Below are 13443 nucleotides of genomic sequence, written 5' to 3' on the forward strand. Positions count from 1 at the left end.
CCCGCACCCGCCGCCAGCGAACACCGCCCCACCCAGCACCCGCTGCACCCCAGCACGCCCCCAGCCACACACCACGCCCCCCAGGCTGAGCCGCCGACGGTCCCCACGTCCCGAGCCCTGTGACCACCGCAAATCCAGCGCTCCCCCGCGGCCCCCACACCTGAACCCCGGCCCCCTCCGCCCACCTGGCACAAGGGGCGATTCGCGTGGGTGGAAGCTTCCCCAACGGCAGCCGCGCACGTGGACACCAACCGCGCAAAGCGTCGCTCGCCCCCACCGCGAAACCGCACTGCAAAAGCGCACGCAAGACACCAGTACATCCGCCCTGGTGGTGTGACGGCGGACGGGACGATCAGCGGGCGCACGGCCAGCGGTTTGTGGGCGTCGTCAGCGGGTTGGCCGCTTCGCCAACGGCAGTGAGGCGGCCGTGTGCGGGGGCGTAGGCGTGGGGGGCGCGTGGGTTGTCTGTCGGTCAGGGGGTGGGGGGCGGGTCGGTGAGGAGGGCTTGGAGGGTGGGGCGGAGTAGGCGGGCTATCTCGTCCGGGGAGGCGTCGGCGAGCGGCGGCAGGTCGAGCATCTGGTGGCCGAGGGTGACGCCGAGCATGAGTGAGATGGCCAGGGCGGCGCGGAGGGCGGCGTCGTCGCCGGGCAGGGCGGCGGCGAGCTGGTCGATCTGGTCGGTGAGGGCGGAGCGGGCGGTGGCGGCCGCGTCGGGGTGGGTGAGCATCGAGCGCAGGGTCGCCTGCGACACCGGCGGCAGGCCGCCCAGCTTCACGCGGAGCGACTCCAGGTAGTTCTCCACCACGTCGTCCGGACGGACGTCGCCGTCCGGGGCGGCGGGGGCCTGCGCCGCCCGCTCGAACAACCCCTGCTTCGAGCCGAAGTACTGCATCACCAGGGCCGGGTCGACGCCCGCCGACGCCGCCACGGCCCGGATGGTGGTGCGTTCGAAGCCCCGTTCGGCGAACAGGGTCCGGGCCGCCGCCAGGATGCGCTGCTCGGATCGGCGGCGGCGTTCGGCGCGGCTGGAGTCCACGCGTCGAGCCTACCCATCGCTCAACGCCTGTTGACCGAAATCGTCCGGGGCCCGTACGCTCAACGCGCGTTGAGCGAAAAGGAGTGGGGCATGGACACGACCGTCGCGCGCTATCACGAGGCGATGTGCCGCAAGTCGGCCGACGCGCTCGCCGACCTGTACGCCGAGGACGCGGTGCACGAGTTCCCGTTCAGCACGCCGGGCTTCCCGCCCCGTCTGGAGGGGCGCGAGGCGATCCGCGAGACCTACCGGGCGATGTGGGGGGCCAGTCCCGTGGTGCTCGACCGGGTCGGCGACGTCGTCACGCACCGGACGACCGACCCCGAGGTGGTCATCGTCGAGCAGGTGGCGACCGGCACCGTGGGCGGGCCCGGCGGGCCGCGGTTCGACATGCCGGGGCTGCTGGTGCTGCGGATCCGGGACGGGGTGATCACGCACTGCCGCGACTACCTGGACGGCCTCGCGCTCACCGAGCTCGCGTCGTCCTGAACACGGCGAGAAGCCCAGGGGCACGCCCCTGGGCTCCTCGGTCGGCGCGGCTCAGCGGGGGGCCGAGTCGGTCCAGGTGGTCTTGATGACCGTGGTGGACTGGAGCGGCGTGCCCGCGGGCAGGTTCGCGTTCGCACCCGCCGGCTTGAGCACGACGATCTCGTCGGACAGCGCGTTGCCGGTCCCCGGATCGATGATCAGCCGGTGCTGCAGGACGCCGTTGGGCGTGCTCGTGGTCACGGCCACGGCGGCGCCGGTGCGGCCCTGGGCGTCCTTGACCTCGCCGACGGAGCGCACCGTCTTGAGCTCGGCGAGCATCCGGAACGCCGCCGCGCGCACCTCGGGCTTGACCGGCATGTCGATGACCAGCCCCCGCGTGACCTGGAACAGCCACTCGTCGGAGGCCATCGGCACGCTGGACGACTCGGTGTCGTGCCCCTTGTACCAGCGCAGCAGCGACTTCTTCAGCCGCGCCGGGTCGGCGGGCAGCGACCGCAGGTCCTTCATCGTGACGTTGCGGCCGAGCCAGAACACCTTGTCGCCGTCCACCAGGGGCGTGCTGCTGAGCTGGGGCTTGCCCGGGGCCGCGTTGAGTTCCGCGTTCTTGTACCGGGAGGCGGCGCGTCCCTTCGGCGCGACGGGTGTCTTCACCTGGAAGGTCGACGGCGACCCCGCGCGCTGCCAGGCGGCCTGGTCGGCCTTGGTGGCGGGACGAACCCCGAGGGACTGCTGCCGGCCCCACTGCCTGCCGCCGGGGGCGCTGGGCGTCCAGCCCTCGCTGCGCTCCTCGGACACGACCGTGTAGTCCCCCTGGGGCGACGTCGCCCGGAGGTAGTTGCGCGCCACGGTCGCCTGGTACCAGTAGGCGCGGACGTCCTCGGTCTGCTTGTCCGCCTGGTCGGCGGCCGCGAGCAGGACGGTGCGGGCGTCCATCGCGCGGGGGGCGCCCGACGCGCCCGGCCGCACGGTCGTCGGGGAGTCGGTGCCGGTGCCGGTGAGCGTGGTCGCGGCGACCAGGGCGGCCGTGGCGGCGCCGACCAGTCCCAGCCCCCACATGGGACGGACGCGGCGTCGCGGGACGACCCGTTCGGCACGGGAGTGGCCCGTCCTCGCGCGCGCCAGTTCGGCGGCGCGGGTGGCGGGGTCGACCGGCGCGTCCGGGTCCAGCTCGGCGGGACGGGCGGCGGCCAGCGTGCGCAGCACGTCGCGGCTCATGACAACTCCTCACTGATCATCTGCACGGGGGGACGCGCGGCGCGGTCGCGCTGGGGCGGCACCCGCCCCGCCGGCGGCGGGACCGGCACCCGTTCGGGCGGGATCTCCTCCGCGGCGCGCCGCAGCCGGCGACGCGCCCGGTGCAGCCGGACGCGCAGCGTGGCGGACGAGCAGCCGACGACACGGGCGGCGTCGCGCGGCGTCAGTCCCTGCCAGGCCACGAGGATCAGCACCTCGCGGTCGGTCTCGGGCAGGGCGGCCAGGGCGCGCAGCACGGCGTGCCGTTCGGTCACGTCGTCGGCGATGTCGCCCGCGGACGTCACCGTCCAGTGCCGCAGTTCCTGGGCGAACTCCTCGCGTCGCCGTTCCGCGCGGTGGTTGTCGCGCAGCACGTTGCGGGCCACGCCCAGCAGCCACGGCAGCGGCGGGTCGGGCACATCGCGCAGCCGCCGCCAGGCCACCGCGAAGGTCTCGCTCACCACCTCGTCGGCGATCTGCCGTCCGGCGCGCGCGGCCGCGTACGCCCACACCCGTTGTCGGCAGTCGTCGTAGATCGCGGTGAAGCGCCGCTCGTCGTCGGGCGCTTCGCCCGGCGCGTCATGGGGCACCGCCCGCACCTCCGTCCATCCCGGTGTGTTCCGTCACCAGGAAGTGGTCCGGGCGGTGCCATCGTTACCGGACGGACGGAGAAAGTTCTAGGAGACCGTGAGCGACTTCTCGAAGTGCACGACCGACCCGGGAGCGTGCGGGCGGGGCGCGATGCGCAGATCCTCGGTGAAGGCGCGGATGAGCTGCAGCCCGCGGCCGTGCTCGGCGCCGAGCGGGGCGGGACCTCGGTCCCAGCTCGACGGGTCGGCGGCGCGCCGGCCGCCGTCGATCACCTCGATGACGCACACCGTGTCGTCCAGGTGCGCGCGGACCTCGTACTCCTCCCCCGCGTTGGCGTGCCGGATGACGTTGGCGCACGCCTCGCCCAGCGCGAGCGCGATGTCGGCGCGGATCTCGCCGGTGACGCCGAGCCCGCTCAGCGACGCGTCGAGTGTGCGCCGGGCGAGCGGGGCGCTGCGCGCGTTCCTCGGGAGGGTCATTTCTATTACGACCTCCATGCCGGACGCCCTCCATTCCCCTCGTTGCAGGGTGTCTGCCCGGATGGTGATTTCGAAAACGCTCGGCGTCCCGTATGGGCGGATTATCATGATCATTTCACGTCGACGACCCGCCCGTATCCGGGCCAAACGGGCGGCCAAGGTCATCGCACAACCGAGCCGCCCCCGAGGTCAGGAAGATATTCGCGCCCGGCCCTTGGCCACCCGGCTCCGGGCCGCGCGGACCGCCGCGCCGGGCGCCGGGCTCAGCCGGGAAGGCCGTCCGGTTCCAGGCCGGCGAGCAGGCGGGCGACGTCGAGCCCCGTCGTCAGGTAGTCGACGAAAAGCCGGTTGTTGAGCGCCCACGGGGACCGCTGCCGGCGGAGGAGGAAGATCGCGTCCTCGGTCGTGAAACCCAGCGTGACCAGCGCGTGCGCGACGACCAGCCCCGACCGGTTGTAGCCGGAATGGCACCGCACCAGCACCCGGCGGCCCGAGCGCACCGCCGCCGCGGCCAGGTCGGCCAGCAGGCACACGGCCTCCAGCTGGTCGGCGCTCAGCGGCCCGTCGGGCAGGTCGACGTGGTGGTGGTCGATCCACGCGGCGGGCCCGTGCCCCTCCCGCCGGTAGAGGCTGATCACGACGTCGAACTGGGCGTCCACCACCGCGGGCGCGAGCTGCCCGCCCGCGTCGCGGTACTGGTGCCCGCCCATCCACAGGCCCGGAACGATCTCGTTCCACGGGGCGTCGGCATCGGGTGCCCGCCGGCCCTCGGTCCGCATCACGCACTCCCAGTCGCCTCACCGGACATCCGTGGTACGGACGCCGAGCCCCATTCAGTTCGATCTTGCCCCTAGCCGGCCCCGTGGAAACGGCGGTGCAGCGCGCGCACCTGTTCGTCCAGACCGGACACCGGCCCCTCCACGACGACGTCCGGCGCCACCTCGTTCACCCGCAGCGTCCGCACCGGAGGCCGCGGCACGCCCAGCTCGTCCAGCCAGGACGCCAGCTGCTGCGACGACGCCACGTACACGATGCGCCCCAGCCCCACCCATGCGTGCGCGGCCGCGCACATGGGACAGTGCTCGCCGGAGGTGTAGACGGTGGCCCGCGCGCGCTCCTCCGGGGTCATGTTGGCGGCCGCCCACCGGGCCAGCGCGAACTCCGGATGCTGGGTCTGGTCACCCCCGGCGACGCGGTTGCGGTCCTCGCCCCGGACGGTGCCCTCCCCGTCGACCAGCACCGACCCGAACGGCTCGTCCCCCGCCTCCAGCGCCTCTGCCGCCAGCTCGACACAACGGCGCAGGTACCGGAGCTCCCCTTCGTCCACCATGGCGCGCATGGTAGCGGCTCAGGCCGACATTCCACGCGCCGCGGGCACGCCGCGAGGGGCCGCGGCTCACCCCCGCACGACGTAGACGCCGGCCCGTGCCGCCGCGACGACGGCCTCGGCGGCCCGGTCGGCGGCGGCCTCGTCGAGCGGGTCGCCGCTGGCCAGCAGGCGGTAGTAGAGAGGCGCGGACACGGCACGGACGACCTCACGGGCGTCCGTGCCCTCGGGCAGTTCCCCCCGTTCGACGGCCTCCTCCACGCACGGCGCCCACTCCGCGATGCGGGTGTCGTAGAAGCGGTGCAGGGCCTCGGCCGTCCGGGCGTCGCAGACCGCCGCCGCGATCACGGCCTTGAAGAGCGCGCCCTGGCGCGGGTCGGTCAGGGTCCGCTGGACGAGCCGGGCGTTGGCCCTGAGGTCCTCGGCGACCGATCCGGTCCTGGCGCGCGGCAGCGACTGCTCGGCCATGTCGGTCAGCAGGTCGGCCACCAGCCCGGCCACCGACCCCCAGCGGCGGTAGACGGTGGTCTTGCCCACGCCCGCCCGCCGCGCGATCTCGGCCAGGTCGAGGTGGTCGAAGCCCTGCTCGGCCAGGGCGTCCCCGGCCGCCCGCAGCACGGTGGCGCGCACCCGTGCCGTCCGCCCGCCCGGCCGGACCGTCCCCGGCCGTCCCTCATCCGGTTCCAAATGGGCCTCCAGTTCCGTTAGCACCCGGATGCATGCTACCGTCCTCGCTAACGGAACTCCCGTCCCATTAACGGAGGTTGACCATGGAGTACCGACGGCTGGGCGCGTCCGGCCTCAAGGTCCCCGCGCTGAGCTTCGGCGCCGGAACGTTCGGCGGCCGCGGCGAACTGTTCGGCGCGTGGGGCGACACCGACGCGCAGGAGGCGCGCCGTCTGGTAGACATCTGCCTGGACGCCGGCGTCACGATGTTCGACACCGCCGACGTCTACTCCGCGGGCGCGTCCGAAGAGGTGCTCGGCCAGGCCATCAAGGGCCGCCGCGACCGGGTGCTGATCTCCACCAAGGCCGGCCTTCCGATGGGCGACGGCCCCGACGACGCCGGCACGTCACGTTCCCGCCTGATCAAAGCCGCCGAGGACGCCCTGCGCCGCCTCGGCACCGACCACATCGACCTGCTCCAGCTGCACGCCTTCGACGCCGGAACGCCCGTCGAGGAGGTCCTGTCCGCCCTCGACGACCTGGTCCGTGCCGGAAAGGTCCGCTACGTGGGCGTCTCGAACTTCTCCGGCTGGCAGCTGATGAAGTCACTGGCCGCCGCCGACCGCGACCACCGCCCCCGCTACGTCGCCCACCAGGTCTACTACTCGCTCGTCGGCCGCGACTACGAGTGGGACCTGATGCCCCTCGGCCTCGACCAGGGCGTCGGCGCCCTCGTCTGGAGCCCGCTCGGCTGGGGACGCCTCACCGGCAAGATCCGCCGCGACCGGCCGCTGCCGCCCCAGAGCCGCCTGCACCGCACCGCCGACTACGGCCCCCCGGTGGACGACGACCTCCTGTACACCGTGGTCGACGCCCTGGACGAGATCGCCGCCGAGACCGGGAAGTCCATCCCGCAGATCGCCATCAACTGGCTCCTCCAGCGCCCCACCGTCTCGTCGGTCATCATCGGCGCCCGCAACGAACAACAACTCCGCGACAACCTGGGCGCCATCGGCTGGACCCTCACGCCCGACCAGATCGCCAAACTCGACGCCGCCAGCGCCACCACCGCCCCCTACCCCCAGTTCCCCTACCACCGCCAAGAAGGCTTCGCCCGCCTCAACCCGCCTTTGCTCACCTCTCCCGGGAACAGGTAACGAGAACCTGAATCGAAAATGACACTTTCGAACGCCCCTCCCGCCCGTTCTCCCGGCGCCCTTCGGGCCCGGCTCCGGCGGCTAATCTGGGCCGGGTGACACACGCCGATCTGCCTGATCTGATCCACCTGGCCGACGACATCGGCAACAGCCTCGTCCTCCGGGTGACGGAACTGGATCCGGAAGGCCTGACGGGGGAGATCGAACTGGCCAGCCCCTTCGTCAACGGCCGAATCAGAACCCGGGTGTCCCCGGAGGACCTGGCGGAATGGGAAACGGTCCTGGGCGACCTCGAACGAGGCGACAACACGGCCTGGCGCGAGGGCGGACGCGCCATCGAACTCTGGCTCGAATGGGACGACCACGACCGCCTGGTCGTCTCGACGATCGACGACGACTCCCGGGTGACCGTGGAACTGACAATAGACGTGGACGAATCCTGGCTGGACGACCACTACAAACGCCTCGACACCCTCCAGAAACTCCAGTCCGCCTGACTCGCCCCTCGGCCCGTTCGTCACCCCGGAAGATCCGTCCCACGCCACCCTGCAGACAGTGGACGGCCCGACAAGCCAGAATGGCCCCGTGGCCACCCCTCAACTCTCCCCAGAAGAAGTAGCCTCGCTCCTTTACGACCTGTGCGTCGAACTCGGCTTCTGCCTGTCCCCAGAGGATCAGGCCGCACTTCGCACCTCGCCTCCGACGGACGTGGATTCCTTCGCGGAGGCGGTCTTCCAAGCCGAGGGCATGAACCCGTCAGCCAACGAACACCTGTGGCACCAGGTCAGGCACATGGTGGCACGAGCCTTCACAAAAGCCACCCCCAATCCCTGACACCCCACCCCCCTAAAACCACACCCCCACAAAAGCACCTGCCGACACACACCTACGCCCCCAGGACTGCCCCCGCACCGCACTGTGTAGCGACAGACACGCCCCCCCGACACAAGCCTTCGAATCCTGGGGGGTCACCTCCCTTGACCTCCCGGCGTACGCGCGTTCCTCCGCCCCATCTCTGACGGTGCGTCGACTGCAGACCGTCACCTCGCTGGTCGAGACGGGACGCATGAGTGCTGAAATCCGCGTCCCCAGCGCCGGCGGTCCCGTCCTCATCGAGGCCGACCTGCGTACCGGACAGATCGAGACCACCACCGAGATACCCGCCGCCGAACGAGCCCGGCCGCTCACTCGCGTGCAGTGGCTGCTCAGGCAGTTGGTCGAGGCACCTCCGGAACGGCGGATCGAAGCCCTGAGCCCGCGCCGGACGGCGGGGCCGTGTGATCTCCTCAAGAATCTCCAGGCTGAGCCCGGCCTCCTCGTCCCGGAGGACGGAGCGCAGATCACCTCCTTCCGCCTGACGCTGCCCACCGGCATGGGCACCAAGCGAGGCGTCGAGGAGACCGGCTTCGTCCGCAGTGTGGACATCGCCATGGACCGGTTCCACCGTGAGGTGCTTCGGGTGCTCAGGGTGGATGCTTCGCCGTCTCCCGAGGCGTCGCCAAGCCGCTGATCCGATTGGCGGCCCGTGCTCGGGGGGCGTCCGCCCTCGCCGTGGGGTGCTCGGTTTGAGCGGCCCCACGGTGAGGGGGCGGGCTGCTCTTTGGTCGGGGGCTGTCGGTCAGCCCCACTGGCCGGGCTGGTATTCGCCGGCGGGCTGCTGGGTGATGACGTTCATGCGGTTCCAGGTGTTGATGAGGGCGATGAGGGACACCAGGGCGGCCAGTTGCTCCTCGTCGTAGTGCTTGGCGGCGTTCGCCCAGGCCTCGTCGGTGACGCCGCCGGCGGCGTCGGCGATGCGGGTGCCCTGTTCGGTCAGTTCCAGGGCGGCCCGCTCGGCCTCGGTGAAGACCGTGGCCTCCCGCCAGGCGGCGATCATGTTGAGGCGCACCGAGGTCTCCCCCGCGTGCGCGGCGTCTTTGGTGTGCATGTCGAGGCAGACTCCGCAGCCGTTGATCTGGCTGGCGCGAATCTTCACCAGCTCCATCGTCGCCGCCGGCAGCGTCGAGTCCGCCACGACCTTGCCCGCCGACTGGAGGTACTTCATGTACTTGGCCGCGACCGAGGTGCCGTAGTAGTTGAAACGGGCGTCCATGGGGTTCTCCTTGCCGTGTTGGCTGCTACACCTCTTTGACGGAGCAGCCCAGCGAGATGTGACGCCCAGACGGATGTGCTGTGCGTCTCCCCGTCCCCGCCGACCGGGCGGCTCGGGCTTCGAGCCGGTGGCCGCGGCGGGCCGGGACGCGCGCTACCGGGGGCGGTGGCCGGTCGTGCTCGTCGGGTCCGCGGGCAGGTGCGGTTTCAGGTCCGGCAACTGCCTGAGGGAGGTACAGGCCGAGCTTCCGGAAGATGTTGCGCAGGTGCGCGTCCACGGTGCGGGGGCTGAGGAACAGCCGTCCGGCGGCCTCCTTCGACGTGGCGCCCTCGGCGACGAGCAGGGCGATCCGGACCCACTGGGGGGTGAGCCGTTCCAGCGGCGTCGTGCCTGGTTTGGGCGGACGGTCGCCGCAGGCGGCGAGCTCGCGGGCGGCCCGGGTCGCGAGCCCAGCGGCGCCAATCGACACCAGGGTCTCGTAGGCGCGGCGGAGCTGGATGCGCGCGTCGCCGCGCCTGGCCTCGCGTGCGGAACCATTCCCCGTAAAGCATCCGCGTCCGGACGAGCTCCGGCACGGCGCGGGTGCGTTCCCTCTGGCGGATCGCCTCGCGGTGGACGTTCCTCGGCGCCGGGTCCGGTGGTCAGCAGGGCGCACGACCGGAGCCCGATGCCGGCGGGCCCAGTCGGTGTCGCACGTGCGTCGGTGAGCCGCACCATGACGAGTTCGGCCAGCTCGAGGCAGCCGCTGCGGACGGCGGCCTCCACCACCTCAGACGGGACGAACGCGTGCAACCCCAGGTCGCCGTGCCCCGCGGCCCGCTGGCCGGCCCGCAGCGGCCTCCACCACCTCAGACGAACGAACGCGTGCAACCCCGAGGCGTCGTGCGCCGCGGCCCAGCGGCCGACACGCAGCGCGGTCTCGTACCGGCCCGCGCAACGGCGGAGCGGATCGGCGGGCACGCGGCGCCGTCCCCGCCACGGCGCCGTCGACGCCGTCGTGCCGGCGATGTCACCAGCGGCGGCCGGGACCGCTCACCAGATCGGCCCGGCGTCCTCCGGCCAGTCCTCCGGTTCGGCGACCCAGCCGGCGAGCAGGACGAGTCCGGTGGGGCGGTGCCGGGCGAGGAACCCGAACGGGCGGTCGAACTGCGCGTCCAGCACGAGGGTCTGACCCTGCGGCGGCGCGGAGCCGGCGGCGACGCTGAGGGCGGTGACCGCCGCGGCCTTGAACCCTTCCGCGGTGAAGGTGGCGTTGACGTCCTGGACGCCCTGGTCGACCTTCAGCGGCACCCGGCTGATGCGGGGGAAGTGGCCGTGCGGGTCCGCCTGGGAGACCGTGCCCAGCCCGAACAGACCGGGCTGGGCGAGGAGGTCGTGCTGGTCGGTGAGGTCGAACCGCACGGTCATCACGCGCAGGTGGGGCGTGGGATCGTACGACGGGACCGTGATCAACTCGACCCCCGGAGCCCTGCGGGCGAGCGGTTCCGCGAGGAGCGCGGCCCCCGACTGGATCGGGTGGCGGCCGGCGAGCGCCTCCACGGCCCCGGCGAGGACCTCGCCCGGCGCGCACTCCTGCTCGCCCAGGCACAGGTACACGTCGACGTCGTCCTGGCCCAACACCGCGAACATGGTGAGCGGCCCGGCGGGCGTCTCCGCGAGTCCGAGCGGACTGAGATCGGTCCCGCCCCTGCTGAGCCCTGCCGCGGGCCGGGGTCGTCCAGCCCAGGGGCCCCGCTGCGGCCGCAGCGGGACGTCGCGGAACGGCTCCCGCCAGCTCGTGTCAATGCTCAGCGCGGTCGCGAGCACGAGCAGCGTGTCCGGACGCAGCGCCACCGGCATCCGCGTCAGCCGTCCGCGCGTGTGCCGCTCGACCCACCCGTCCAGGCGCGCCCTGTCCACGGCGGGATCACCGGTCAGTTCCCCGCGCGCCCCGCCCGGCGCGGCGTCCCGCCACCAGGGATCCAGAGGAAGCCCGGCCAGGTTCCACAGCCCCAACGCTCCGCCGACCCCGGTGCCGCGCGCCAGGACCTCCAGCAGTTCACGCGCGCCCCGGTCGGCGACGGCGGGGTCGAGCCCCACGGCCGCCTGCAGCTCGCTCCGTCCCGGCCCCTCGGCCGCGGCCTCCAGCAGCGCGAGCAGCGGCCAGACCCCGGCCCCCGACAGCGCCCTGGACCCGCCCGTGCACGCATACCGCACCCACCGCGCCGTCAGCGCGTTGGACACCCCCACCACGTCGTCGATCACGGCGCAGATGCTAGCTCTGGTTGCACAAAAACCAGCTCTCGGCGCTCCCGGACACGATCGGGCAGCTCGGCAGCGCCGTACAGGTGGAGCACCTGGACGGCGCTCGCGCGATGCTCAATCGGATCGACAGGCTCCGAAGCGAGGTCACATCGTACGAGGGGTGATGAGCGCCGTCGAGCCGGGGCGTAGAGGGCGATGGCCCCTTCGCGGCTGGTGTGGCAGGCGTAGGTGAAGATGTGGGACGGGGCCGGTTTCGGCGGCCGTGCAGACGACGAGGTCTCACGGGTCCTGGGTGTGTCCTCCGCAGAGGGGCACTCGGCGCGGCCGCAGTGCCGGTGCCGGTCGCCTAATCGCACGCCACTTGCACGACGGCCCCTGCGGGCGCGCAGAAAAGATCAAGACCCGGATCGAGACGTGCTCCTGACCTGGGCCTTTGGTGTGGAGCGGGTGACGGGAATCGAACCCGCGCTGTCAGCTTGGGAAGTCTCATCCTTGATCAGCGGCACCAGCGGTGCCGCTGACCTGGCCCTACGCGCGAACCGCCCCGCTGACGACCGTAGCCGACCATGATCGTCCGCTCCAACGGGCACGCAACGGGGACGAGTCCTGGATCCCTGTCTTAGTGCACGTTGCCGTCTCCACCGGACAGTCCCATCTAGCGTGTGCACTTCCGCGCGCACCAAGCCCAACAACGAAAAGAAAACGAAAGGGATTGCCATGACGCTGCCCATTTGGAAGAAGGTCGACACGACCGACCAGGGCGACCAGATCCCCACACAGACCGTCCGTTCGGAGGGCGAGCCTGAGACCCCGGAGGACGAGGGGCCGGAACTCCTCGACTCCTAGTAAGCAACTGGCCTCTCAGAGGTGAACATGAGGGTGGTCCCCGCGCGGGGACCACCCTCTCGTCTTTCATTGGAAGACCAAGGTCTCACCCAGCGCTGAGGGCAACAGACGCACATCGCTCCGGAGTGCAGGCTCGCGCGAACGGTGCGTACCTCGTGACAGTCAGAATCGCGCGAATGAGGGCTCCGGCTCCAGGGGGTCTGGGGAACCACGGGGTTCCCCAGTCGCGCACGCTCAATCGGAAGACAGACCCTATGACCATGGGAGCGGGCGGCCTGCAATGCCGTAGGCACCCCGTAGGGGCGAGCTTCGCTCGTTGACCGGCGGCCTGCGGCCCCTGACGTGATCATCGTAGGGGCGACGGCGAGCACGCCGTGACCGGCGGCACCCGGGGGCGGGGCGGTGGTTGTGCGGCGCGCGGCCCGTTCGCCCCGCCGTCCGGAGACCGGCGCCCACGCCGCTTCGGGAGTGGCTGACGAGTTTGCCCCGCCCACCAGACCCAGAACCACCACAGCGCCCCGTCATCCCGGCGCTGGCACCACACCTCTTGCCGCAGGCCGGGACCGAGCTCCCGGCCGCGCGGGTCGTCCTTCTCCGGTTGCCCGGCCGGGTTCTCCGCGCGGACGGCTCCATGCCCGCGACCAGGCGCGGCACGGGAACGCACGACACGACATCCGCGGGTGAACAAGTGCCCGGCAGCGGCTTCTACCTGGGATGATGCTTGGACTGGAAGCTGCCCACGGCGCTGAACGTGCGGCCGGTCGGGAGCCCGGCGTCGGACGGGGGTCTGTGACGACTGGGCGCGCCGTCCGGGCCATGCTGCCCGACGGGGCCGACACGTGGCCGCTGACTGACCACATAGCGCGGGAGCGGCAAGCGGTGGCCGTCTGGTACGGCAAGGCAACCGGCTCGTGGCGGGCGCTGGTGACGCTGCCCGGCCACAGGCTGGGAAGGCGCCGGGAACGGCTGGGAGAGGCGGCGAACCCGGCGGAACTGCGCATGGCGATCGCTCACCCGGAAGGCCGGCCCTGGCCTCGCTGATCTGGGCGGGTCGCGCCGATTTCCGGACCCGCCTTCTCCGGCTGAAGGGAGTGGGGGCTTCCTGCCGTCCAAAGCGGGCCATCCCTGAGAACACTGGTTGGCAGCCCCAGAAACAGGTTCCTGCCGCTCCGGTCTGCCGACGGACGGTCTGGGATGTCTGGACGCCCGCGTCCCCAGACCCAAAACCGCGGACGTCCGGGTAGTACAAGTAGAGAAGAACCGTCAACAACCGCCGAGTTATT

The 13443-nt window shown here is 72.0% G+C and carries 16 protein-coding genes; 6 read left to right on the forward strand and 10 right to left on the reverse strand.

Annotation, left to right across the window (positions count from 1 at the left end; all coding sequences use genetic code 11):
• Nucleotides 1–472 precede the first annotated feature (472 nt).
• Nucleotides 473–1036, reverse strand: coding sequence for a TetR/AcrR family transcriptional regulator (locus tag ABD811_RS20155; protein ID WP_344949691.1), 564 nt, complete (start codon nucleotides 1034–1036; stop codon nucleotides 473–475).
• Between the two features lie 90 nt (nucleotides 1037–1126).
• On the opposite strand from ABD811_RS20155, the gene ABD811_RS20160 reads away from it, so the two are divergent.
• On the forward strand, nucleotides 1127–1525 hold the full coding sequence (locus tag ABD811_RS20160; protein ID WP_344949694.1) for a nuclear transport factor 2 family protein: 399 nt from the start codon (nucleotides 1127–1129) through the stop codon (nucleotides 1523–1525).
• 51 nt (nucleotides 1526–1576) lie between these two features.
• Here ABD811_RS20160 and ABD811_RS20165 read toward each other — a convergent pair whose 3' ends face one another.
• From ABD811_RS20165 to ABD811_RS20190, 6 genes are all read right to left on the reverse strand, one after another.
• On the reverse strand, nucleotides 1577–2740 hold the full coding sequence (locus ABD811_RS20165) for a CU044_5270 family protein (RefSeq protein ID WP_344949696.1): 1164 nt from the start codon (nucleotides 2738–2740) through the stop codon (nucleotides 1577–1579).
• Nucleotides 2737–3348, reverse strand: a complete 612-nt coding sequence (locus ABD811_RS20170) for an RNA polymerase sigma factor (protein ID WP_344949700.1) — start codon at nucleotides 3346–3348, stop codon at nucleotides 2737–2739. The genes ABD811_RS20165 and ABD811_RS20170 overlap by 4 nt, the downstream gene beginning before the upstream one ends.
• Before the next feature lie 87 nt (nucleotides 3349–3435).
• Complete coding sequence (locus tag ABD811_RS20175; protein ID WP_344949703.1) at nucleotides 3436–3828, reverse strand: ATP-binding protein; 393 nt, start codon at nucleotides 3826–3828, stop codon at nucleotides 3436–3438.
• Between the two features lie 263 nt (nucleotides 3829–4091).
• Complete coding sequence (locus tag ABD811_RS20180) at nucleotides 4092–4607, reverse strand: protein-tyrosine phosphatase family protein (RefSeq protein ID WP_344949706.1); 516 nt, start codon at nucleotides 4605–4607, stop codon at nucleotides 4092–4094.
• Nucleotides 4608–4678: 71 nt separating this feature from the next.
• Entirely contained in the window at nucleotides 4679–5158 is a 480-nt protein-coding gene (locus tag ABD811_RS20185; protein ID WP_344949709.1) for a nucleoside deaminase, read from the reverse strand.
• 66 nt (nucleotides 5159–5224) lie between these two features.
• Complete coding sequence (locus ABD811_RS20190) at nucleotides 5225–5842, reverse strand: TetR/AcrR family transcriptional regulator (RefSeq protein WP_344949712.1); 618 nt, start codon at nucleotides 5840–5842, stop codon at nucleotides 5225–5227.
• Nucleotides 5843–5925: 83 nt separating this feature from the next.
• Here ABD811_RS20190 and ABD811_RS20195 point away from each other — a divergent pair, with 83 nt between their 5' ends.
• From ABD811_RS20195 to ABD811_RS20210, 4 genes are all read left to right on the forward strand, one after another.
• On the forward strand, nucleotides 5926–6978 hold the full coding sequence (locus tag ABD811_RS20195; protein ID WP_344949716.1) for an aldo/keto reductase: 1053 nt from the start codon (nucleotides 5926–5928) through the stop codon (nucleotides 6976–6978).
• Nucleotides 6979–7073: 95 nt separating this feature from the next.
• Nucleotides 7074–7475, forward strand: coding sequence for a DUF5959 family protein (locus tag ABD811_RS20200; protein WP_344949719.1), 402 nt, complete (start codon nucleotides 7074–7076; stop codon nucleotides 7473–7475).
• Between the two features lie 88 nt (nucleotides 7476–7563).
• Nucleotides 7564–7812: a hypothetical protein gene (locus ABD811_RS20205; RefSeq protein WP_344949722.1), complete on the forward strand. Its 249-nt coding sequence runs from the start codon at nucleotides 7564–7566 to the stop codon at nucleotides 7810–7812.
• Between the two features lie 187 nt (nucleotides 7813–7999).
• Entirely contained in the window at nucleotides 8000–8488 is a 489-nt protein-coding gene (locus ABD811_RS20210) for a hypothetical protein (protein WP_344949725.1), read from the forward strand.
• Nucleotides 8489–8596: 108 nt separating this feature from the next.
• On the opposite strand, the gene ABD811_RS20215 is transcribed toward ABD811_RS20210, so the two are convergent.
• The 3 genes from ABD811_RS20215 to ABD811_RS20225 form a co-directional block, all read right to left on the reverse strand.
• Nucleotides 8597–9070: a carboxymuconolactone decarboxylase family protein gene (locus ABD811_RS20215; protein ID WP_344949728.1), complete on the reverse strand. Its 474-nt coding sequence runs from the start codon at nucleotides 9068–9070 to the stop codon at nucleotides 8597–8599.
• A 25-nt stretch (nucleotides 9071–9095) separates the two neighbouring features.
• Nucleotides 9096–9539 carry a helix-turn-helix domain-containing protein gene (locus ABD811_RS20220; protein ID WP_344949731.1) on the reverse strand — a complete coding sequence of 148 codons (444 nt, stop codon included), beginning with the start codon at nucleotides 9537–9539 and terminating at the stop codon, nucleotides 9096–9098.
• 563 nt (nucleotides 9540–10102) lie between these two features.
• Nucleotides 10103–11314, reverse strand: a complete 1212-nt coding sequence (locus ABD811_RS20225; protein ID WP_344949734.1) for a hypothetical protein — start codon at nucleotides 11312–11314, stop codon at nucleotides 10103–10105.
• A 717-nt stretch (nucleotides 11315–12031) separates the two neighbouring features.
• Between ABD811_RS20225 and ABD811_RS20230 the strand changes: the two genes are divergently transcribed.
• Nucleotides 12032–12160: a hypothetical protein gene (locus ABD811_RS20230; protein ID WP_344949737.1), complete on the forward strand. Its 129-nt coding sequence runs from the start codon at nucleotides 12032–12034 to the stop codon at nucleotides 12158–12160.
• Nucleotides 12161–13443 lie beyond the last annotated feature (1283 nt).

Origin of the sequence: Actinomadura miaoliensis, assembly GCF_039536785.1 — a bacterium.
Classification (GTDB): Bacteria; Actinomycetota; Actinomycetes; order Streptosporangiales; family Streptosporangiaceae; genus Spirillospora; species Spirillospora miaoliensis.

Bases quoted from the DNA above. Each gene is read 5' to 3' on its own strand.
- ABD811_RS20160 (WP_344949694.1), top strand. From the start codon at position 1,127: ATGGACACGACCGTCGCGCGCTATCACGAGGCGATGTGCCGCAAGTCG.
- ABD811_RS20165 (WP_344949696.1), bottom strand. From the start codon at position 2,740: ATGAGCCGCGACGTGCTGCGCACGCTGGCCGCCGCCCGTCCCGCCGAG.
- ABD811_RS20175 (WP_344949703.1), bottom strand. From the start codon at position 3,828: ATGACCCTCCCGAGGAACGCGCGCAGCGCCCCGCTCGCCCGGCGCACA.
- ABD811_RS20180 (WP_344949706.1), bottom strand. From the start codon at position 4,607: ATGCGGACCGAGGGCCGGCGGGCACCCGATGCCGACGCCCCGTGGAAC.
- ABD811_RS20185 (WP_344949709.1), bottom strand. From the start codon at position 5,158: ATGGTGGACGAAGGGGAGCTCCGGTACCTGCGCCGTTGTGTCGAGCTG.
- ABD811_RS20195 (WP_344949716.1), top strand. From the start codon at position 5,926: ATGGAGTACCGACGGCTGGGCGCGTCCGGCCTCAAGGTCCCCGCGCTG.
- ABD811_RS20215 (WP_344949728.1), bottom strand. From the start codon at position 9,070: ATGGACGCCCGTTTCAACTACTACGGCACCTCGGTCGCGGCCAAGTAC.
- ABD811_RS20230 (WP_344949737.1), top strand. From the start codon at position 12,032: ATGACGCTGCCCATTTGGAAGAAGGTCGACACGACCGACCAGGGCGAC.